Genomic DNA, 21,181 nt, shown 5'->3' with positions numbered 1-21,181 from the left:
ATGGGCGCGATGGTTTGGCGACGGTCGGGCTGCAGTGGAAGTGAACTTGGAACTGTTATTTCAACCCTGCGCGCGCAATCAACAGCGGGGGGCAGTGTCCACATCGCGTACAGCTCCCACATAATGGCTGAAGTAGCCAAACGTGGCCGCACGGAAATACTTCGGCGAAAGCGCTTGCAGTATCGCGCCGAATGCCAGCTTGCCAATTGCACGCGGCGGAAGCCCTGGCGCGTGCTCAAGGCGCAGGATCATCGCCGCCGCGATCATGGCCAGCCCGAGGCTGCCACAATCGGCGTCTGCCACGGCAGCGCACCATCCATTGCCTTGATGCCTTGTCGCAGCGCCGTACCAAACGTCAACATACCTACCAGCCAAGCCAGCGCCATGCCCGCACGCTGCGGCGCCCACTGCACACCATTAGCTTCATGCTGATCGGGTAGATGCCGGCAAGGCACAGCCCTACTGAAAAGTGCTCGTGCTGGATGCGCCTTCTTTTTGACGCTATGTGCGTGGGCGATGTCGGGCATGACACCGCTGGCACAAAATGTCGGGTTCTCCACAGACAAGACTGCTACATCTCGGTATTGTCCAAACTGGAAATCTTCATGCATGGAAAGCAAACGGGGGAATAAAGTGTTTCCTGCTGCGTACTCATTAGCATGGCCGTTTGGTCCGGGTGTGAAAGTCGGCAACCTTTTTGGCATCCGGAATTGCGTGCTGTTGCTGCCGTCGCATCAAAGCGGCTCAATCTTGCGAGGCCTGATTAAAGGCATCAACGCGGTAATTGCACCTATGACATCGACGATGCTAGAGGTTCGCTGCCTTGCTGGGCTCGCTTCGTTTGTCGGAATGTGCCTGCAACACAAGCTATCAATTTTGCTCAACATTAATAAGCGTAGTCGCCGACGACTGGAGTCGCTTCGAGAAGGACGTGGGCGAAGCCTTATGCCAACGCTGCACAATATAGGGGGATGGCGCCGACGGCAGCATAGACCAGGGAAGACAGCCGCACCTTTGTGCAATGCAAGTAATAAAAACAGTAGCAAGTGGAGCTAAGCGTGTTGCAAGGCATGACAGGTTCGGACCCTCCAGAAGTACCTTCAACTCTCGAGCTGTCAAAGAAGAATAAATAATTGATAAGTGCCACGCAAAAAGGAAAAATAGTGGAAATTGAAAATAATGTTGCGTCGATGAATTTTGATGCCGTCATTTCATCGCCGGATGAGTCGGTAGACATGAAGTCAGGCTTAGATACGTTGCAGGGCATTTCGGATGCTACGAGAAAAATTGGCGAGACACTTCTAACGAAAAAAGTTCCTCAAAGGTTGCATCATGGTAGTGCGGTGCGTACCAAGCTTAAGCAAAGCTTCAAAGGCTCTTATGGACAGATTTTTAGTTTGGAGTTCCATGATTCAGATTTGAAAAAAGAACTAAGAAAGCTCGGCCGAGAAAATTTTGTCGAGCTAATGAATTATTTTATTGGTGAGTCACTTTATGAAATAAATAGCGACTTGTCAGAGAAGTCACAAAATCACCTGGAAAAATTGGGTAATGTGACTGAAGATCTAATAAAGAACTTAAGAACCTCTTGCATGGAAAATATCCATGAAGTCCCTGTCAAATTTGGTTTTGACGTCAAGCTAAATTACAGAAAAACTAGATCTGAAAAAATTGAGATCGGAAGTTTCACAAAAGAAACTGCATTAGTGTTACAGGCAGAGCCAACAGATGAAGAAGTTGAGATAAGGGCTGCAATAACTAGGCTTAACATAAACACCGGGAACGGCCGACTAAAGCCGGAGGAATCAGCTGAAACCTATGCGTTCGGATTTTCAAGTGCTTATGCGGAAATAAGAATGGAGGCCAAAAAGATATTCTCAGAGAATCTGAACTATAACAATGGAATTCCCGAGGAGAAATGGAAGGTTATTAGGTTGAGACTAAATCCTGTTAGATTAAAGGATAGGAGAATAATTAAATATATAGTAATTGGATACTTCAATGATTGACAGGCGAATCCTTATTGCGGCTTTAGCCGTTGCTGCAGTGTTGGGTGCATATACAATCAACTTTCATTTGAGTGACATTTCCCCTAAAGCAGAGGTTTGGGGTCAATTTGGAGATTATATTGGCGGAACCTTAAATCCCATACTTAGTTTTATATCGTTACTTCTGATTGTTAGGTCTTTAGGGCTGCAAAACGAATCTAATAAGGCGTTTCGGGATGAGCTTTATCAATCAAGAAAAAGTGAGGATTTGAAATCTTTTGAGAACAAGTTTTTCAAGATGATTGAAGTGCAATCAACGAAATTTCAAAGATTCAAAATAAACTCATGCGATGATGTTGCTGAAAAATCAGTATTTAGTGCTGAAGCAGTAGTGGCGATTGAAGACGAGATAAGTCGCTTAAGGAGCAATTCTTCAAGTGATGAAAAAATTGCCAATTTTTTGAAAACGTGCGATGAACAAGATCAAATATTTGGATCGGTTAGGACTTTTTACACCTGCGCTAAGTTCATTGTCGATCACCTCAGTGATTCAAATGGATTCAGCCAAAAAATTAGGCTTGATTACATGAGAACCCTAATTAACTTTACTGATTTCTCGTTAATACGCTTGAACATGATGTCGATACAATTTCTAGACTATGAGGCTAGTAGATACCTCAGGGCATGCGGGGAATTTAATGATATTATGGTGGAGGTTGGGCTTTCATATACGTCATACTAAAATGCGATATAGGGCAGTTTCCAAACAAAGTGGAAGAAGCTTTCGTTCAAGCTGGGAGTAATGGGGTCAGGTTCTTAGGTACCCCACATTTTTTTACGCCACCAGCGTCATCTGCTCGCGTACTTCGTCGGGCAGTGTGCGCAAGCGTTCTAGCCAGCGTGGAAATTACCGTGATAGGGTCAGGTGCACTTATCACGCGACGGCGCTCGGCTTGCGTGGCCCGTATGGAACTGCGGCAGCGGCGCATACAGCCGCGCGAGACCCGCCAGCGTGTATTGACACGCCAGACCGTGTACTTGCAATCTAGGCCCAAGGAGCGTCGAAACTCCTCACACAGCGGTACCCACCTCCGTCAAACCGGTGGGTTTTTTGTGCCTGCATCCTGCAGGCACAAGCCGACGCAATGCCTGCGTCGGGAGGGCGGCTAATACAACACCCGCAAGGGGAATACGCCCGCCGGCTGTGTGCGGTTTCGAACCTCCCGACATCCCGTCGCCGTTGGCGGCGGTTCTTGGGTTGTTCCAGGAGGGCGTTGCCATGTCTACCGAACTATCCGTGCCGGCATCGGTGCCGGGTTATCTGTTGCCAGCTTCCGCCCACAGCTTGCTGAGCGAGGTAGGCGAAGTGCTGCGCCGGCTAGCCGCACGCGCGGCCGTTGAGCAGGCCAGCGACGATCTTGCGCAGCAGTTGCTCAACCAGCCCTGCGTGTTGTCGCAGGCCTTGCATAGCCTTTCTGCACGCATCGACGTGGCGTTGCAGCAGTGCGTCGCTGCGCCTAGCGCTACCCGCCGCCAATCGGAGGCGCCATGACACGCCACCGGCCACCCACCACATCTGCCAGCGCACGGCCCACCCGCACGCGTGCGCGCCCTGCGCCGTCCAAGCGGGTGCAGTGGGTCGTTGTGGAACCCGACCGCACCAAGCTGCCACCGATGCTGCCACCCGACCCGGACGCCTCGCCGCAAGGCCCCGGCACGCTGGGCGCACCCCGCCGCGCCCGCCGCCCGCGCCAATGCACCGTCAGCTACACCCATTACCCCGGCGCCCACAATCACGGCGGCGACCAGCACGTACCCCATGTGCGCCTCAGCGGCCTATGGCTGGAACAACTGGGCTTTGCCATCGGCACCAAGCTGCGCATCACCGCCAGCGCGGGGCAGCTGTTGATGGAGGTGTTGCCGCCGGTGGAGGTGCCCGCCAAGGCGCAAAGCGTGCGGCGATGATGGCGTGGTTGCCAGAAGCCTTGCGATTGACCTCGGTGCCGGATGCCACTAGCGTCGCAGCCACACCTGCGCACAACGGACGCTTCATGATCGCGCGCCCCCTCTACGCTTTGCTCGCCACCTTCGCCCTGGGCGCATGCGCCCACACAGCGGCCACCCCAGCCCCGGCAACCGTCACGGAGACATCTGCCATGAGTTCCTCAGCCGATCACGTACCTGCAGATCCTTCCAAAAGTGGACCGCGTTCCGCGAAGGAAGCATTGGAACGGGTGCTGGAGCTGATCCGCACAAGCGCCAGCATTGAGTCGTTCACTGCCGATCATGTGTCTCGAGCAATGGGCCAGCCGGTGCAGTATCGCGATGATGGTTCCGGGCGGTTCGGTGCCAGCGGGGTGCTGACAAGCGAATGGCACTACGGGTTTGGTGTCAACAAAACCGAAGTGAAGGGGGCGTGGTTCGAGTTCCTGTTCCTGCCTAACCCGCCAGAAGCGTCTCCTTCTATGTCGGATATCTGCCAGATCGACTTCGAGACGTTTGCGGCACACCTAGAGAAAATGGGGTTTTCGCGGCAGCGCAACTTTGTCGAGGATGGACGATGGATGAGTGAGATCTTCCAGCGCCCAGGGATGCGCGTAGAGCTCTTTCCGCGTGGTGAAGCTGACGCACCCCCAGAGCGCGCCACTCATCAATGCGTCGAATGGGTCCAAATTCGCTAGTCCAAGGAGCGGACATGTTGAGCCAAGAAGCAAGTGCCGTGGTGGCATCATTTAGTCAGCAACCAGGTGTCACGCGTGAGCACCTGGACAACTTCAATCGGGTTCTGAACGATTCGCCCGAGTTGACCCGCCAGATCAACGAGGCGGTGCAGAAAAAGGTGTTGAAAGGCTTCGCACCGTTAAATGACCCGCATGCGGGAGGCATCTATGATCCACGCGATCAGGAAATTCATTTGCCGCTCGCAGCCCTGGCGAATGATGCCAACGGCAAGCATGCCGCGGCAGGCGATTTGACCTTTGTCTTGGGACATGAAATTCAGCATAGCCTTTACAGCCCTACTGCCGCACTTGCGCGGGAGCAATTCAAGGCAGAAGCCATAAAAATTGCCCGTAGCACACACGATCACACTGCTGCTGGTGAAAAAGTGCTGGCCAGTAACCGGACGGACGAATCAACGGCCGAGATAGCCGGATGGAACGCTATCGTGAGCGCGGTCAAGACTCGTAACCCTAATCCCACGCTTGAAGATGTTTACCTATTTGCGGATGGTCGGGCCAGAGATTTCGTCACGCGCAGCGGCTATCCAAGCGTCTATACACCCAAGCCAAACCTGACGTTCAATAGCGACCTAACGTTATCGCCCACGGCAAGTAACGTCGAGGCGATGGGGGTGAACTACTTCGACAAATCGGTCAAGGACACCCGTATCGGTCATGGGGGCCAGTCCGACTACGTCAACCATTACGGTCCGTGGGTGGTCGGCACAGCCGCCATCTACGAGCGTCACTACAACAAGTCAAAGCCCGGCGAGCCAGAGCAGCCGATGATCCTGAACATGCAGCGCTTGGGATTCAATGAAGAAATCCTGGAACGCAACGGCATCGATCTAGGCAGTGACCCCCGTCCCATGCCGTACCTCGACAGTAGTAAGCAGCCGCCAACACCTGGGCTCTTCCAGCACAGCAAGGACAATCATCTACACGTCTCGCCGATTTCTGCCCAGGCGCTGGAGCAGGAGCTACGCGAGCGCGACCCGCAATCACCACCTTCTTCCCCGGCGCAGATGCCATCACAGCCGGGCCACCCAGACCACGCGCTGTACCAGCAGATCAGAGGTGGCGTGATGCAGCTCGATGCCCAACATGGCAAAGAGTGGGATGCATCGAGCCAACGCATGACCGCCAGCCTGCTTGCGCTGGCAAAAGAGGAAGGGCTGTCACGGGTGGACCATGTAGTGCTCAACAATCCGACACCTCAATTAGCTGGCGGCGAGAAGGTCTTCATTGTCCAGGGTGCACTCAATGACCCGGCACACCAGCGTGCCCATATGCCAACCTTGGATGCCGTGCAGACACCAGAGGCCCAGTCATTCGATCGCCTGCAGGCAATCAACCAGACTCAGGCCCAGGCGCGCGAACAGCAGCAGGCGCTGGAGCAATCGCAACAAGCCGTTACCCAGGCCGGTCCGTCGATGACGCGTTGAGGTTCAACAAAACAGAATGAAGCCTGGGTGCTCATATGCCCCTCGCTACGCACGCCAATGTACCGTCAGCTACATCCATTACCCCCGGCGCCCAAGACCATGCCTGCGACCAACACGTGCCCCGCGTCCGCCTCAGCGGCCTATGGCTGGAACAACTGGGCTTCGCCATCGGCACCAAGCTGCGCATCACTGCAAGCGAAGGGCAGTTGTTGATGCAGGTGTTGCCACCGGTGGAGGTGCCGGCCAGGGCGTGTAGCGTGCGGCGATGATGGTGCGGGTGACAGAGACCTGCGATTGACCTCAGTGCCGCATGCTACTAGCGTCGCAGCGACATCAGCGCACAACGGACGCTTCATGATCGCGCGCCCCCTCTACGCCTTGCTCGCCACCTTCGCCCTGGGCGCCTGCGCCCACACGGCCGCCACCCCAGCTCCGGCAACCGTCACGCAGACATCTGCCATGAATGCATCCGGCCCTACCACTGTGCCGCCTAATAATCCCACTGCGGAGGGTTTGCTTGGTCAGCTGCTCGTATTGATCAAGGGCAGCCAGAACATCTCGGACTTCACTCCACAGCGTTTGAATTCGACGATGGGGCAGGCGGTTCAGTTCGTGAAAGGCGACGAACGCCGATATCGGGCCTTCGGTCCGCTCACTAAGGATTGGAGTTATGGATTTGGAGTCGATGAAACCAAGCTTGATGGCAGATGGTTCGAGTTCCGCTTCGATCGCAATGTGGCCGGTGCTTCGCCTCCGATGAGCGAAATTTGTCGCCTGGACTTTGATCGCTTTACCCAGCAGCTTGAGCAGATGGGGTTTGCACGTGAGCGCAACATCATCGAAGACGGCCGCTGGATGAGTGATTTCTTTACGCGCCCAGGAATGCGAGTAGAGGTTTTTCCGCGAGGTGAGGCTGCGGAACCGCAAGCGTTGGTGGCGCACAAATGCGTCGAATGGGTCTACATCCGTTAAGTCCAAGGAGCGGACATGTCACTCGGTCCTGATGCTTTGAAAGTTTTGAATGATTTCGGCAATGAGCCTGAAGTTACCAAGTGTCACGTCGATCACTGCCATAAGCCTTGCGATCGACCTCGGTGCCGGATGCCACTAGCGTCGCAGCCACACCAGCGCACAACGGACGCTTCATGATCGCGCGCCCCCTTTACGCCTTGCTCGCCGCCCTCGCTCTGGGCGCATGCGCCCACACGGCGGGCGGCGCAGCTCCGGCAACCGTCACGGAGACATCCGCCATGCGTTCCTCATCCGAATCCGCAGTCACTCCCGCTGGCAGTGAACTCAGTGGGCCGATACGAATGGCAGAGGATGCGCTCACCCGCATGCTTGCATTGATTCAAGCAATTCACGGACTGGACGATCTGACACCTGACTACCTGCAGTCCAAAATGGGGGTCCCGGTGACGCGTGCGGCAGCTGATCCCAAGCGTTACGGCGCCAGTGCTCCGCTTACCAGTGAGTGGGGTTACAGCTTTGGCGTGGACCAGACGCCTACCGCGGAGCGTTGGTTCGAGTTCACTTTCATTCCAGCGCAAGCGGGTGCTTCCCCGTCCATGACGGAGATCTGCGGGATCGATTTCGATACGTTTACCAAGAAGCTGGAAAACATCGGTTTTGTACGTCAACGCAACATGGTGGAAGACGGGCGATGGATGAGTGACTTCTTCAGCCGCCCAGGCATGCGCGTGGAGGTGTTTCCACGAGGTGAGGCAGATGCACCGCAGGAGCGGGTGGAGCACCACTGTGTTGAATGGATCTACATTCGTTAATCCAAGGAACGGCCATGCCATTGAGTTCACCGGCGCAAGCTGTTGTTGATGACTTCGGACGCCAGCCAGGCGTCACCCCCGAACATGTCACCATCTGCAGGGTGCGCTAGCCGCGTCGCCCGTTCAGCCAAGTAGCGGGTCCAGGTTTAGTGCGAAGAAATAACGGGTCAAGAGATAACGGGTCCAGGTTCAGTTCCACGGCAGCCTTACCGTCGCCAAACCATCGCGAATGCGTGCGCGCATGGCGTAAATCGGCAGCGATGCTGATAGTGAAACGATAACGGCCGCAGTACGCGGCCGTTGTCGTTAGATCAGGTAACCAGGATCGTCTTCCCGATTCCCGATTCCCGATTCCAAAGATCAATGATCGCTGGAACGCAATCCATCCACATCCAGAATCAGCGCCATGCGGCCGTCGCCGATGAGGGTGGCGCCGGCGTAGCCGGGCAGGCCGCGCAGGGCGCGGGGGAGGGGTTTGATCACCACTTCCTCGCGGCCGCGGACCTGGTCCACCACCAGGCCGAAGCGGGTTTCGCCGGCCTGCAGCAGCACCACGGTCAGCAGCGGCGGTTGATCGGCGGGCACGCCCAGCCAGCGGCGCAGGTCGATCAGCGGCAAGGTGTGCGAGCGGCGGTCGAGCACGGCGCGGCCATCGAACCAGCCCAGCGAGGTCTGCGGTGCGTGCAGCACTTCGACCACGCGTGCCAGCGGCAGTGCATACACCGCTTCGCCTGCCTGCACCAATAGCGTGGGCAAGATGGCCAGGGTCAACGGGACGCGGATCATGAAGCGGCTGCCCCGGCCCAGTTCGGACTGGATCTGGATCTGCCCGCTCAACTCGCGGATACGCGACTGCACCACGTCCATGCCGACGCCGCGGCCAGAGATGTCGGTGACTTCGGCCTTGGTGGAAAAGCCCGGCATGAAGATCAGGTGCAGGCATTCGTCGGTGCTCAGACGCGCAGCGGCTTCGGCATCGATCAGGCCCTTGTTGCGGGCGATTTCGCGCAGACGTTCCGGGTCGATGCCGGCGCCGTCGTCCTGGATTTCGATGCTGACGTAGTCGCCTTCCTGCTGCGCAGACAGGCGCACATGGCCGCTACGCGGTTTGCCGGTGGCTTCGCGCAATGCCGGCGATTCGATGCCGTGGTCGATCGCGTTGCGCACCAGGTGCACCAGCGGGTCGGCCAGGGCTTCGACCAGATTACGATCGAGCTCGGTTTCGGCACCGACCAGTTCCAGTTCCACTTCCTTGGACAGGGTGCGCGCAACGTCGCGGGCCACCTTGGGGAAGCGCGAGAACACCTTGCTCACCGGCTGCATGCGGGTGCGCATGACCGCGGTCTGTAGGCGGGCGGTGGCGATATCCAGCACGCTGACCGCGCGGTCGAGTTCTTCGTCGCGCAGACGGGTGCGCAAGGTCTTCAACCGGTTGCGCGAGAGCACCAGTTCGCCAATCAGATTGACGATGGCGTCCAGGCGTTTGGTATCCACGCGCACGGTCTGTTCGGCTTCGGCGCCGCCCTTGGCGCCAGCTTTCGGTGCGGCCTTGGCACCCGGCGCCGGCGCGGCATGGCCGTCGTCGTGCGCAGGCGCCGCAGCTGCCGCCTTGGGCGCGGCCTTGACCGCCGGCGGTCCGCTCTTGGCATCGAACTGTGCGATCAGCGACGGCGGTGCATGCGGCACGGGTTCGCCCGAGCCCATTGCATCCAGCATGGCCTGCAGATAATCCAGCGACTGCTGCGCGGCATCGAAGTGATGCGCCTGCAGCACCGCCTGGCCCGAGCGCGCCATGCCGAGGGTTTCTTCGGCGGCGTGGCACAGCTCCACCATGGGCTTGATCGCCAGAAAGCCGGCGCCGCCCTTGAGCGTGTGGAAGCCGCGGAACACCGCGTTGAGCTGGTCGGCTTCGTCTGGCGCCTGTTCCAGCGACACCAGCTGTTCGCCGAGGCGATCCAGGATTTCCTGGGCCTCGACGATGAAATCGGCAGCAATATCGTCTGGAACAGCACTCATGGTTACAACCCCAATCCGGACAGCAAATCGTCGGCGTCGTCTTGCGACACCGCGTGACGGTCCAGGCCCTTGACCGCAGGACCGGCAAGACCGCCGTCGTCTTTCTTCGGCTCGGTGCTCTTGGGCGGCAGGCCCAGCGCGCCGAAGCCTTCATGCACGCGGCGCACGATCCCGGCCACGCGGCGAATGATCTGCCCGCTGAGGTCCTGGTAGCTCTGCGCCAGCGACAGCTCGGTGAGGTTGTGGCGCATCTGGTCCATCAGCGCGCCCTGGTCTTGATTCAGGCCGCCGTCGCGCAGCTTGTTGGCCAGCTCGCGGCATTCTTCGACCAGATCCAGGGTGCGATGGCTGGCCTTTTCGGTCATTTCCACCACGTGGTCCAGGCGCGAGCAGGCATCGTCCAGTTCGCCGGCTTCTTCGGGCACGGTGGGCAACTCGCCCAGCGCCTGCCCAAGTTCGCGTGCGAGCCGGCTCAGGCCCTGCATCATCGGACGCGTGCGCAGGGCGGCGAGGTGATCGACCTCGCGCTTCCACGCAGCTTCGTCACCGCTTTCCAGTGCATCAAGCGCACCTTGCAGACGCTCGATCAACGCAGCGCGTTCGGCATTGGTCTCCACGGTGGCGTTCATCAGGCGGTCGCCGCCAGACGTTCGAACACCTTGCCCAGCTTTTCTTCCAGCGTCTGCGCGGTGAACGGCTTGATGATGTAGCCGTTTACGCCGCACTGCGCCGCTTCGATGATCTGCTCGCGCTTGGCTTCGGCGGTCACCATCATCACCGGCAGGTGCTTGAGCTTGGCGTCGGCGCGGATGTTGCGCAGCAGGTCGATGCCGGTCATGCCGGGCATGTTCCAGTCCGTCACCACAAAATCGAACGGGCCCGAGCGCAATGCAGCCAGCGCGCTGTTGCCGTCTTCGGCCTCTGCGGTATTGGTGAAGCCGAGATCTGCCAACAGATTCTTGACGATACGTCGCATCGTCGAGAAGTCGTCCACGATCAGGATCCGCATGTTCTTATTCACATCAAGCTCCTAACACGAAAAAATACGCGAAAAAATTAGTCGTCAATTTCGACACCGGCGTCGGCCAGTTCGAAGACTTTGAGGCGGCCGCGCAAACGCACCACGGCCTGGCCATGGATCTGGCAGACGCGCGACTCGCTGACACCGAGCACAGCGCCGATTTCCTTCAGGTTCAATTCCTGTTCGTAGTACAGCGATAGCACCAGCTGCTCGCGCTCGGGCAACTGGCCGATGGCCTTCCCCAGCTCGCGGCCGAACTCGCCACGCTCCATCATCTGCTGCGGGTTGGGGCCACCCTTGGCGGTGGTGTCCAGCTCGCCGTGATCTTCGATGCGCGATTCCAGGCTCAGCACCTGGCCGCGTGCAGCGTCTTCCATCAGGCGCAGGTAATCGGGCAGCGGCATTTCCATCGCGGCGGCCACTTCGGTGGCGGCGGCGGCGCGGCCGGTGTTCTGCTCGATCTTGCGCACTGCGGCGGCGGCGTCGCGGGCACGGCGGTGTACCGAACGCGGCACCCAGTCGCCACGGCGAATTTCGTCGATCATCGAGCCGCGGATACGGATCGACGCATAGGTTTCGAACGAGGCGCCCTGGTCGGAGTCGTAACTGCGCGAGGCTTCGATCAGGCCGATCATGCCGGCCTGGATCAGGTCGTCCACTTCCACGCTGGCCGGCAGACGCGCCGCCAGATGGTGGGCGATGCGGCGGACCAGATCGGCGTGCTGGGTCACCACGTCGTTGGCGTTATTGCGCTGCACGGCGCGGTACTGCGCGGTGGCCGTGGTTGCGGTAGCAGTGCTCATGCGGCCACTCCCCGTTGGATGATGCGTTCGACAAAGAACTCGACGTTGCCGCGCGGCACGGTGGGAGCCTGCCAGCGCGAGGTACGGCGTGCGATTTCGGCAATGGCCTGCGCCGACGGGCTGGCGGGATACGCCTTGATGACGGGTTGCTGACGCTGCACGGACAGGCGCAACCAGTCGTCCTGCGGCACGTGGCCGAGATAGTTCAGCGACACATCGCCAAGGAACTTTTCGCAGACGCGCGAGAGCTTGTCGTACAGCAGGCGGCCTTCGTTGGGGTCGCGCACCATGTTGGCGATGATCTGCAGGCGGTCCACGCCGCGTTCGCGCGAGAGAACCTTGATCAGCGCGTAGGCGTCGGTGATCGAGGCCGGCTCGTCGCAGACCACCACCACGGTGTCCTGGGCGGCCTGGCAGAAGGTCAGCACGCTGTCGGTGATGCCGGCGGCGGTGTCGATGACCATCACGTCCAGGTCGCGTTCCAGTTCGGAGAACACATTGACCAAGCCGATGTGCTGGGCCGGAGCCAGTTCCGCCATGTGGCGGCGACCGGAGGCGGCCGGGACCACCAACACGCCGCCCGGGCCTTCGATGATCACTTCATCGAGCGTGCAGCGGCCGGCGATCAGGTCGGCCAGGGTGAACTTGGGCGAGAGTCCCAAGACCACATCCAGGTTGGCCAGGCCAAGGTCGGCGTCCAGCAGCAGCGTGCGTTTGCCCATGTCGGCAAGCGCCACGGCCAGGTTGGCGGAGATGTTGGTTTTGCCCACGCCGCCCTTGCCACCGGTCACGGCAATCGTGCGCACCGGGCCCAAAGGCTCGGGACGGGTCGCCGTCAGGGGGAAGGCGTTGGTCAGCTTTGCGTATTCACGCGACTGCATGGTTGTGCTCCGGAGTACAGGGCTTATCGGCAGCGCGCCGTAAATCTTCAAGACGAAGAACGAGACTGGCGGCATTGGCGCGGTGCAGGTCGTCGGGGACCCGCTGTCCGTCAGTCACCCAGGTGATGGGCAGTTGGTGGTCGACCACCACCGACAAGGCGCTGCCGAAGCGGCCGGTCTCGTCGAGTTTGGTCAGCACCACGCCTTGGGGTTTGGCGTGGGCGAAGCGGCGCACGACCTCGTCGAGGTCGGCAAAATGAGAGTTGGCGGGCAGCACCAGCAGCGAGGTGACCTGCTGGGCGGCGCGCAGCCAGTTCAGCTGGGCAGCCAGGGCGCGGTCGCGCTGGCCCATGCCGGCGGTGTCGATCAGCACCAGCTTGTAGTCGCGCAGGCGATCCAGCAGCGCGAGCAGGCTTTCGGCGCTGTCGGCCTCGTGCACGGCGATGCCGAGCTGGCGGCCGTAGCTGTGCAGCTGCTCGCGGCCACCGACGCGCAAGGTGTCGGTGGTGACCAGGGCAACGTCGCGCGGGGCGTGCTGGGCAGCGAAGCGCTGCGCCAGCTTGGCGATGGTGGTGGTCTTGCCGGCACCGGTGGGGCCGACCAGGGCGATCACGCCGCCGCGTTCCAGCGGGTCGATCGGAGCGACCGGCAGACGCTTGGACAGCAGCCCCAACATCAGTCCGCGGCCGCGGTGCAACTCGGTATCGGCCGGGATCTGCATGGCGACATCGCGGGTCAGGCCGGCATCGAAGCCGTAGTCGTCCATCAGCTCCAGCGCCTGCGCACGCACCGGGGAGCCACGCAGGCGCTCGTCGGTGAGGCGGTTCATTTCGCGCTCGATCATCTGACGCATCAGCGCCAGTTCGCCACGCAGCTGCTTGAGTTCTTCGTCGTTCTGCGGGACCGGCGCGGCGGCCACCGGCACCGCGGCCAGCGCGGCGGGGGCGACGACGATCGGCGGCAGCGCGGCTGGCGGCAGGATCTGCGGCAGCGCGTCGTCCAGGTCGAAGTCGGCTTCGTCGTCGAATGCATCGTCATCCTGCCCATGCGCGGCGTAAGCCGGGGCGGCGAGGGCTGCGGCAACAACCGGGGTCGGCGCCTGCACCGGAGCGGCCTGCACGGCGGGGCGCTGCACCGGGGCGGTAGTCAAAAAGTCGGCGAACAGCTGTTCCGGCACGGCCGACAGCGCGTGTTCCTGACGCTGCACAACCGGGGCGGCGACATCCTGCACGGCCGGCATCGGCACCACGCTGCGGATCGGGGCGGCCACCGGGGCCTGACGCGGCACGCTGACCGGCTGACGCAGGGCCATCGCAGCAATCATTTCTTCGGCGGCGCTGGCAACGCGCTGGCGGTGGCTCATGCCGGTCTCGGCGGCCGGCTTGAGCGGGGCGTGCACCGGAGCGGCGGGGCGGGCAGCGGCCTGCACCGGAGCCTGCTGCACGGGCGCCTGCTGCTGCGGAGCGGTGTGGGTGATCGGCGCATCGGAGCGTGCGGTTTCCAGCGCACGCTGCACGAGTTCTTCGTCGTAGTTGCTGGCAGCGACGATCTCGATGCCTTCGGCGGTACGACGGTTGGACAGGATCACTGCATCCGGGCCGTGCTCTTCACGCACCATGCGGAATGCGGTGCGCATGTCCGGGGCGACAAAGCGTTTGATCTTCATGCCACGTGCCTCCAGGAACGGGACCCGCCGGACGCCGGACGGGTGCGCGATGAATGTGGGTGTGTTGCCAGCGTCATGAGTTGCCTGTCCCGTTCGGTTGTTCCAAGTCCTGCCATCCGCCCCGCAGCGGTGGTGCTGTCTGCGGTCTCGCCAGAGCTAATGCACGCGGCGTGCCAAAACGGCGGTGCTGGGTTTTTGGCGAGTGGGTGCGGGGCGTGCGCGGAGGAGGCTGGGTACTGACGCCGAGCCGGGCTTGCTGCGCTAAGTGGATGTTCTGATTGAATTTTTCGACGGCATTGGGTGCCGGTGCGACGGCGTCCCTGTGCTGGGCGGCAGCGCAGGTCGCGTCTGTCGGAGCGCATTGAACGCCCGCGGGAGCCGCGACAGCGTCGCGCTCGTCATGCTTCCCAGGGTCGGTGGCATGCAATCGATTGGGATTTTGCCGAGTGGCGGATTTCCGGCGCCTGGCGTTGGCGGTTGGTGGCCGGCCTGCGGCGATTGCTGGAGGACGCGATAGAGGCTGTCGAGCTGTACCGGAGCGCCGATGCAGTCGTAGGAGCGCACCTGGGCGCGATGGGCTGTATCGGTAAAGCCCTCGCGCCCGGGTGCGCTCCTACGGAATTAGGGCGATGACGGTGTGCTTTCGACTCAGCTGATCGTGCCGACCAGCTTCAGGCGCTTGTCTTCCGGCACTTCACTGTATGCAAGCACCGACAGGCTCGGGATGCTGTGGCGGACCAGGCGGGCGCGGACCGTGCCGGGTACCAGGACCACGGCCGTTGCCGTGGGTACTGGATTCCCCGAAAGCAGCCGCCGTCTACTACATCGGTGATAGCTGGACGTAGTGAGTTTTTGTCTCACACCCCACAACGAGACCAAGATTGCCGCTATTCCGTAACGTCCTGATATCAATCCGGTCCCTGACCCTTCCAGACGTTGGCCGCATCCTCCATACAGGTGCTGAAGTGTTAGATGACCTGCTTCCAGGCGTTCAGTGCGGTCTGCTTCAACTCTGGATCCCAAGGGGCACCGCTTCGTCGAACTGCGAGTCTGGCCGATGCGTCACGTTACTCTGCCAGGTGCGCAGCAAGAATTCGGGAACCGGGTGGGTGACGATCAGCATCTGCAGCACAAAAGCAATCGCCTGCTAATGTTGTCAATACGACACATTTTGGGTCATTAACGAACGGAATGGTTCGCTGAGACATATAGGTTTCGTATCCTGCGGTGGCTCCGCCTGGCTTGCCGCATCGCTGTGGGCATCGAATGCGCGATTGAGCGAGATTCCAACCTGTCACTGCAACTCTTCGACAGCGTCTTGCCTGCGGCGTTCTTTCCCGCGCTTGAATAGATTCATCATCGTGTGATTATCCCATGACCGGTCCTGGCTCGGTCGGCGCATTCTGTTTTGCTTGCGCACTCGCCTGCTGTTGCCGTGCGGTTTCTAGGGTATGGGTTTGCACCTGTTGCATCGACTCCTGGATCGATGGCGCCGGTCCGGCGATAGACATGTGTAGTCGATTGGAGGGGTCGGTGGTGTGCTGCGCATAGAACGTGTCGTTGACGACATCCACGCGCCCAGGCCAATCGGCCTTGAAACCGCCGATGTACATGGCGGCGGTGACTTGGTTCAAGCGATCTTCCGGCAGCGGTGTGCCCTTGGCCTCGAGCCGGTCCTTCACATCGACATAGAGAGGATGACCGGGATGTGCAGGATCACCCATGGCAAGAAGAGGCTGCGAAGCAGGCATGCGTCTAAGTCCGTCATCAGCACCTATCCCTGCTTCCATGGCGAGTTTGCCATCCCCGGGGCGCTGCGGTGAAGGCACCTCGGTGCCGCGGTCGCCGGTGCGCAAAGGGTGGTCTTGTGTCTGTGTAGGTGCCGTCTGCTCGGGCGCGAGCAGTTCGCGCGCTTTGCGCTCCGTGCCCTGGATGCGCGCATCCATGCTCGGCACCACCGTTTCGGTCATCAGATGCCGTTCGGTGGCTTCGTCGAAGCTGTCGCTCACCTTGTCGGCAAGCATGCCGGTCCTGGCCAGATTGAACAGACCCTTTATTGTCGTGGGATTGTGGATCGCCGCGGTGCCGACCACCGACGTCGCAGCGCCGACCTGCACCGCGTTGACTTCAGGTACCATCGCCGTGCCGGCCTCGATAGAGCGCCCGACGGTGTCAAATGTTGCGTTGGCGGCGGTTCCGACCGCGGTGAGGGTGGCCTGCTCGGCCTGGCCAACTTGCTTGGCAGCCGCGTCTAGCGCATGACCGGCGTCGTGGGTGCGCTGACGGATCTGCTGGGCATGCTCGGCGGCATCCCGTAGCGCTTGCGCAGCCTCGTGCTGGCCACGCTGTTGCGCGGCCGCACCGGCCTGCTCCAGGCGCTCGGCCTGTGCGGTGACGTGCTCGCCCACGCCCTGCGGCAGTATCCCGCCAAGGCTACGCAAGGCCGCCGCGCCAAGCGACGCAGCCTCACCTTGCGCCTGCCCCTGCAAGCGATCGATCCCTGCCTCGGCCTGGCCTAGTGCCTGCCGTCCCTGCGCGGCCACGACGCCAGTCTGCTCCACTCCCTGCGCCGCCACTGCACCCAGTAACTGGGTCGTGCCCTGGCGCAGCTGCGCTGCTGCCTGTGCTGCGCGTTGGGTCAGATCGCCGGAGGCGTCCAGCCCTTGTTCGGCCAGTTGGCCCGCTTGCGCCACTCCGCTACCCAGGGTGCGCCCCAAGCGCGCGCCTTGTGCGGTCAGATAAATCGCATCCAGCGCAGGACCTGCGAAATTAGAGACCTCGCGCAGCGACAGGCGGGTGGGCCGATCCACGATGCCGCCGTCGCCGGAGGCGTGTTGCTTGGCCGCCAGCAAGGGCTGCGCTTGACCGGCGGCCAGCGGCAGCTCGCGCAGCAGTTGCGCGGTGTCACCGTGTTGCAGGCGGTCCAGGAACGCATGCACGGACGGCTGCGCATAGCGCGGCACATTGGCATCCAGCTGGCTTGCCAGCAAGGCCTTGCTGTGCGGCAGTTCCTGAAGGATGGTGCTGGTTTCCTTGAGTACCGCACCCAGCTCTTCACGCCGGAACGCGTCCAGCCGGTGGATGTTCTGCTGGATGCCGTCGTTGAGCACTTCGCCGGCCACTTGATAGGCAGTGACGTTTTTCCGGGTGTCGTAGAGCTGCAGCCCGTTTTCCTCTGCAAAGCGCTGCGCGGTGAGCGGATGCAGGCCGGCTGCATTGAGGGTGGTAGTGCGTGCGCCGGTGACCGCAGCGGCGGCCGACGCCATGCCGCCGCCGAGGGAGTGGCCGGCGAGTTCGAAGTCGAGCTTTTGGTCTTTTAAAAGGGAAGCAAGACGCATCGCGCGATCGTAGTAGTCTGTCTTCAACCCCACCGACTGCGGGAAGTTATTGGCGATGAAATCCTCGCTGCCGGTGTCGCGCAGGCCATCCGGCGTCAGGACTTCGCCGGCGGAGCCCTTGAAAACGACGGTGGGTTTGTAGCCTGGGCCGAGCACTGCCGGGTCGGGGAGGTAGATTTCGGCGCGGAAGCCGGAGTTGCCGGGCTTCAGCAGTTCCGTGATCTGCTTATCTGTGAGATTGAGCTGCGATGCGTACTCACGCAGCTTCTCTGGATGCTCGCTTGCACGAATCCATCCGGCATCCGGTCGTCCTTCACCTTTGGCCGAGTCATAGACATCGTCGGCCAGGCCGGCCATTTCGCGGTCGTGGTAGAGAGTTTGCAGTTGTTCGGCTTGCTGCTGCGCGCCGGGATCATCGCTGGCACGCAGATGTGTGAGCAGGGTGCGCTGCTGTTGGTGTTCTGCAAGTGTGGGCATCTGAAAGCTCCTTCTTCAGTGATCGATCAAAGCAGAGGAATGTCTTTTTCTTCGGAGGGAAAGCCGAAGGCTTTGCGCATGCTGCGGTAGTTCTCTGGCAATGGTGGTCGCTTGTAACCGTGTTGCAAAAGGAATTGCTGGCATTTGCGTTGCCAGGTCGGATCATCTGGTTTGCCTGGGTGCCAAAATATTGCCTCGATAATACGGCCATCATCGACATTGGCGCCGTGCTGCATCAGCCAGTAAGACTGTTCGAATCCGCCTCTGCCTGCATAGTCAAGCAGGATTGGAGAGCCTTGGCTTTTCGCATTTACATCCGCCCCGCGCTCGACCAATAACTTGACGTTTTCCCATTGGTTTTGCGTCAAGAATGCTTGGAGAAGAATAGTCTCGTCATTTGTGTTGCGCGTATTCGGATCACCACCGTGATCGAGTAACAGCTTCAGATAGATCGGGTCCTGCTGTTTCGCGGCCCACACCATGGCATTCTCGCTTTTAAAATAGCTCCCGCCGCTGCCGTCCTTGTAGGTCTTGACGATCTGATCCTGCTTCCGCGCATTCGGATCTGCCCCATTCTCCAGCATCGCGCGTAAGCCAGCCGGGTTATGCGTCATGATCGGCCACATCAACAGCGGGTCGCCATCGGTTGAGAAGATCACATCCGGATCGACGTGCTCGTCCTTCATCAAGCGCCGCACTTCCTCGACATTGCCGTACTCGGCGGCCAGCGCCAGCGCTTGGGCCTTGCGGTCGGGGAAATACGACGGCAGCGGATAGGCAGATTGCTGCGCGGTGGCCGGCAGCGACAGCCCGCCGCAGCCGGCGCAGGCCAGCAATATCGACAACATCAACACACGCAAAAGACTAGACACATCGCATCCTTATGGCACGGCAACGGCGCAAGCACGCCCGCTGGTGGGGCGTGTCTGGCTAGACTAAATCGTGCGCGCGGCCGGCGCAAAGACGGTCGTGGCAGTGCGTCTTCAACCCTGCCGACTGCGGGAAGTTGTTGGTGATGAAATCCTCGCTGCCGGATTCGTCAGATTCAGCTGCGATGCGTATTCGCGCAGCTTGTCTGGATGCTCGCTTGCACGAATCCAGCCGGCATCCGGTCGTCCTTCACCTTTGGCCTAGTCGTAGACATCGTCGGCCAGGCCGGCCATTTCGCGGTCGTGGTACAGGGTTTGCAGTTGTTCGGCTTGCTGCTGCGCGCCGGGATCGTCGCTGGCACGCAGATGTGTGAGCAGGGTGCGCTGCTGTTGGTGCTCTGTAAGTGTAGGCATCTGAAAGCTCCTTCTTCATTGATGGATCACAGCAGGGGGATGTCTTTTTCTTCGGAGGGAAAACCGAAGGCTTTGCGCATGCTGCGGTAGTTCTCAGGCAATGGCGGTCGCTTGTAACCATGTTGCAAAAGGAATTGCTGGCATTTACGTTGCCAGGTCGGATCATCTGGATTGCCTGGGTGCCAAAAAACACTTTCGATGACGCGCTTATCATTAAATTTGGCGCCATGGTTAAATAGCCAATACATATACTCAAAGCCGCCGCGTGCAGCGTAGTTAAATAAAATGGGAAAGCTCTGGCTTTCCGCGTTCACATCCGCTCCCCGCTCAATTAGTAGCTTCACATTTTCCCATTGATTCTGGGTAATGAAGGCTTGAAAGAGCAGGGTTTCGCCATTGGAGTTGCGTGCATTGGGGTCGCCGCCATGATCGAGCAGTAGCTTCAGATAGATCGGATCTTCCTGCTTGGCAGCCCACACCATGGCATTGTCTTCATAGCGGCCCTTGAATCGCGTCGTGTTCTGCTGAGGATGGAGTTTGCGTGCATTGGGATCGGCCCCATTCTCCAGCATCGCGCGTAAGCCAGCGGGGTTATGCGTCATGATCGGCCACATCAACAGCGGGTAGCCATCGGTTGAGAAGATCACATCGGGATCGACGTGTTCTTCCTTCATCAAACGCCGCACTTCCTCGACATTGCCGTACTCGGCGGCCAATGCCAGCGCTTGGGCCCTGCGGTCGGGGAAATACGACGGCAGCGGATAGGCAGATTGCTGCGCGGTGGCCGGCAGCGACAACCCGCCGCAGCCGGCGCAGGCCAGCAACATCGACACCATCACTACACGCAGAAAGAGAGACACATCGCATCCTTATGGCACGGCAACGGCGCAAGCACGCCCGCTGGGTGGGGCACGTCTGGCTAGCCTAGACCGTGCATCCGGTATCCGGTATGGCATTGATGCCTGGCCGACATGCACATGCTCGGCCCAGTCATCCCTGCAGTTGCAGGCCCGTTACGGTCACTTCGGATTGAGAGTGCGGTCTATTTACTTCGAAGGCAGGATATCTTTGGGGTTAACGCTGATGGCAGTGCCCTTCGCATCCGGTATGTAGCGCACCTTTGCCCAATACTGTTTTCCGCAGGCATCAACATGCCACTGTTCGTCCCACGGCTGCGCTGGCGCGGGACGGCCGCCTGGTAACTTGGTTTCCAGAACATCTATCCGACAGCCCTTGGGCAAGAAGTCCTTGATGAGCAAGGCGCTGGCAACCTGGGTAACAGTGTCCTTTTGCAGAACCGGATTGGATTCCGATTCGCCGGGAAACAGCGGCAACACGGATGGCTCGCCATTGTTGAAAATGGTGATGGAGTTGTAGCGGCGCTGTTGGCCGCAGGCCGTTCCAGGCACGGTGTCTACCCAAACGGCCTTGACGATCCGGCCCTGTTCATCGAGTGTCGGCTGAACGGCAACATACGCCTTCGCCTTGCTCCAATCGGCCTGGACGCTTGGGCAACCTGTGCGCAGCGAGGATTCGTACTGCTGTATCACCGATTCCACGGCATTACGGTAGGCCGGGTACTCGCGCATGACATCAATCGCGGTTTGCGTCTGCGCATGCGCAGCGAATGCGCTCGACGCCACGCCCAGCACGAAAAGCACAATCTTGAAGTTGGGACGAATTTGCATGGGTATCTTCCTTGAGGAATAAATCGGTTGGCGGTTCGACATCGAAAACGCTACCTGGAGCGTCATGCACG

21 protein-coding genes and 1 pseudogene are annotated in these 21,181 nt (G+C 60.1%); 9 read left to right on the top strand and 13 right to left on the bottom strand.

From position 1 onward, the window contains the following. Positions 1-263: 263 nt before the first annotated feature. The gene (locus RQH86_RS22500) at positions 264-611 is read right to left on the bottom strand and encodes a hypothetical protein (RefSeq protein ID WP_311240506.1); all 348 of its coding nucleotides are present in this window, start codon (positions 609-611) and stop codon (positions 264-266) included. Between the two features lie 552 nt (positions 612-1,163). Here RQH86_RS22500 and RQH86_RS22495 point away from each other — a divergent pair. From RQH86_RS22495 to RQH86_RS22455, 9 genes and pseudogenes are all read left to right on the top strand, one after another. Next, on the top strand, positions 1,164-2,009 hold the full coding sequence (locus tag RQH86_RS22495; RefSeq protein WP_311240505.1) for a hypothetical protein: 846 nt from the start codon (positions 1,164-1,166) through the stop codon (positions 2,007-2,009). Beyond that, positions 2,002-2,730, top strand: a complete 729-nt coding sequence (locus RQH86_RS22490) for a hypothetical protein (RefSeq protein ID WP_311240504.1) — start codon at positions 2,002-2,004, stop codon at positions 2,728-2,730. The genes RQH86_RS22495 and RQH86_RS22490 overlap by 8 nt, the downstream gene beginning before the upstream one ends. A 537-nt stretch (positions 2,731-3,267) precedes the next feature. Then, a complete protein-coding gene (locus RQH86_RS22485) occupies positions 3,268-3,540 on the top strand; it encodes a hypothetical protein (RefSeq protein WP_311240503.1) in 273 nt (90 codons plus the stop codon). After that, the gene (locus RQH86_RS22480; protein WP_311240502.1) at positions 3,537-3,953 is read left to right on the top strand and encodes a SymE family type I addiction module toxin; all 417 of its coding nucleotides are present in this window, start codon (positions 3,537-3,539) and stop codon (positions 3,951-3,953) included. The genes RQH86_RS22485 and RQH86_RS22480 overlap by 4 nt, the downstream gene beginning before the upstream one ends. 86 nt (positions 3,954-4,039) lie before the next feature. Beyond that, positions 4,040-4,669 carry a hypothetical protein gene (locus RQH86_RS22475; RefSeq protein WP_311240501.1) on the top strand — a complete coding sequence of 210 codons (630 nt, stop codon included), beginning with the start codon at positions 4,040-4,042 and terminating at the stop codon, positions 4,667-4,669. Beyond that, entirely contained in the window at positions 4,642-6,153 is a 1,512-nt protein-coding gene (locus tag RQH86_RS22470; RefSeq protein WP_311240500.1) for an XVIPCD domain-containing protein, read from the top strand. The genes RQH86_RS22475 and RQH86_RS22470 overlap by 28 nt, the downstream gene beginning before the upstream one ends. Positions 6,154-6,190: 37 nt before the next feature. Continuing rightward, a pseudogene (locus RQH86_RS22465) lies at positions 6,191-6,422 on the top strand (SymE family type I addiction module toxin); the annotation flags it as partial. Between the two features lie 85 nt (positions 6,423-6,507). After that, the gene (locus tag RQH86_RS22460) at positions 6,508-7,125 is read left to right on the top strand and encodes a hypothetical protein (RefSeq protein ID WP_311240499.1); all 618 of its coding nucleotides are present in this window, start codon (positions 6,508-6,510) and stop codon (positions 7,123-7,125) included. 173 nt (positions 7,126-7,298) lie between these two features. Continuing rightward, positions 7,299-7,937 (top strand): hypothetical protein, encoded by a 639-nt coding sequence (locus tag RQH86_RS22455; protein WP_311240498.1) that lies wholly within the window; start codon positions 7,299-7,301, stop codon positions 7,935-7,937. 360 nt (positions 7,938-8,297) lie between these two features. Here RQH86_RS22455 and RQH86_RS22450 read toward each other — a convergent pair whose 3' ends face one another. The 12 genes from RQH86_RS22450 to RQH86_RS22395 all read right to left on the bottom strand — a co-directional run bounded on the left by RQH86_RS22450 (position 8,298) and on the right by RQH86_RS22395 (position 21,110). Next, positions 8,298-9,953: a chemotaxis protein CheA gene (locus RQH86_RS22450; protein ID WP_311240497.1), complete on the bottom strand. Its 1,656-nt coding sequence runs from the start codon at positions 9,951-9,953 to the stop codon at positions 8,298-8,300. A 2-nt stretch (positions 9,954-9,955) separates the two neighbouring features. Further along, on the bottom strand, positions 9,956-10,582 hold the full coding sequence (locus RQH86_RS22445) for a protein phosphatase CheZ (protein ID WP_055854552.1): 627 nt from the start codon (positions 10,580-10,582) through the stop codon (positions 9,956-9,958). After that, a complete protein-coding gene (gene cheY / locus RQH86_RS22440; RefSeq protein WP_055854550.1) occupies positions 10,582-10,974 on the bottom strand; it encodes a chemotaxis response regulator CheY in 393 nt (130 codons plus the stop codon). The genes RQH86_RS22445 and cheY overlap by 1 nt, the downstream gene beginning before the upstream one ends. Before the next feature lie 35 nt (positions 10,975-11,009). Continuing rightward, positions 11,010-11,777 carry an RNA polymerase sigma factor FliA gene (locus RQH86_RS22435; RefSeq protein WP_011037072.1) on the bottom strand — a complete coding sequence of 256 codons (768 nt, stop codon included), beginning with the start codon at positions 11,775-11,777 and terminating at the stop codon, positions 11,010-11,012. Then, positions 11,774-12,658: a MinD/ParA family protein gene (locus RQH86_RS22430; protein ID WP_055854547.1), complete on the bottom strand. Its 885-nt coding sequence runs from the start codon at positions 12,656-12,658 to the stop codon at positions 11,774-11,776. The genes RQH86_RS22435 and RQH86_RS22430 overlap by 4 nt, the downstream gene beginning before the upstream one ends. Next, positions 12,645-14,324 carry a flagellar biosynthesis protein FlhF gene (gene flhF, locus RQH86_RS22425; protein ID WP_115527721.1) on the bottom strand — a complete coding sequence of 560 codons (1,680 nt, stop codon included), beginning with the start codon at positions 14,322-14,324 and terminating at the stop codon, positions 12,645-12,647. Before flhF ends, RQH86_RS22430 begins: the two co-directional genes overlap by 14 nt. A 648-nt stretch (positions 14,325-14,972) precedes the next feature. Next, the gene (locus RQH86_RS22420; RefSeq protein ID WP_272948284.1) at positions 14,973-15,098 is read right to left on the bottom strand and encodes a hypothetical protein; all 126 of its coding nucleotides are present in this window, start codon (positions 15,096-15,098) and stop codon (positions 14,973-14,975) included. 593 nt (positions 15,099-15,691) lie between these two features. Then, entirely contained in the window at positions 15,692-18,139 is a 2,448-nt protein-coding gene (locus RQH86_RS22415; RefSeq protein WP_311240464.1) for a phospholipase, read from the bottom strand. A 26-nt stretch (positions 18,140-18,165) separates the two neighbouring features. Further along, positions 18,166-19,011, bottom strand: a complete 846-nt coding sequence (locus RQH86_RS22410) for an ankyrin repeat domain-containing protein (RefSeq protein ID WP_311240463.1) — start codon at positions 19,009-19,011, stop codon at positions 18,166-18,168. Positions 19,012-19,269: 258 nt separating this feature from the next. Continuing rightward, the gene (locus RQH86_RS22405) at positions 19,270-19,422 is read right to left on the bottom strand and encodes a hypothetical protein (RefSeq protein WP_311240462.1); all 153 of its coding nucleotides are present in this window, start codon (positions 19,420-19,422) and stop codon (positions 19,270-19,272) included. 26 nt (positions 19,423-19,448) lie between these two features. Further along, a complete protein-coding gene (locus tag RQH86_RS22400) occupies positions 19,449-20,282 on the bottom strand; it encodes an ankyrin repeat domain-containing protein (RefSeq protein ID WP_311240461.1) in 834 nt (277 codons plus the stop codon). A 186-nt stretch (positions 20,283-20,468) separates the two neighbouring features. Next, complete coding sequence (locus RQH86_RS22395; protein ID WP_115527727.1) at positions 20,469-21,110, bottom strand: hypothetical protein; 642 nt, start codon at positions 21,108-21,110, stop codon at positions 20,469-20,471. Between the last annotated feature and the right edge of the window lie 71 nt (positions 21,111-21,181).

It is taken from the genome of Xanthomonas sp. WCS2018Noco2-27 (assembly GCF_031843525.1).
Classification (GTDB): Bacteria; Pseudomonadota; Gammaproteobacteria; order Xanthomonadales; family Xanthomonadaceae; genus Xanthomonas.
Note: the sequence above shows the minus strand (reverse complement) of the source record. Positions and strands in the feature narration are given on the sequence as shown.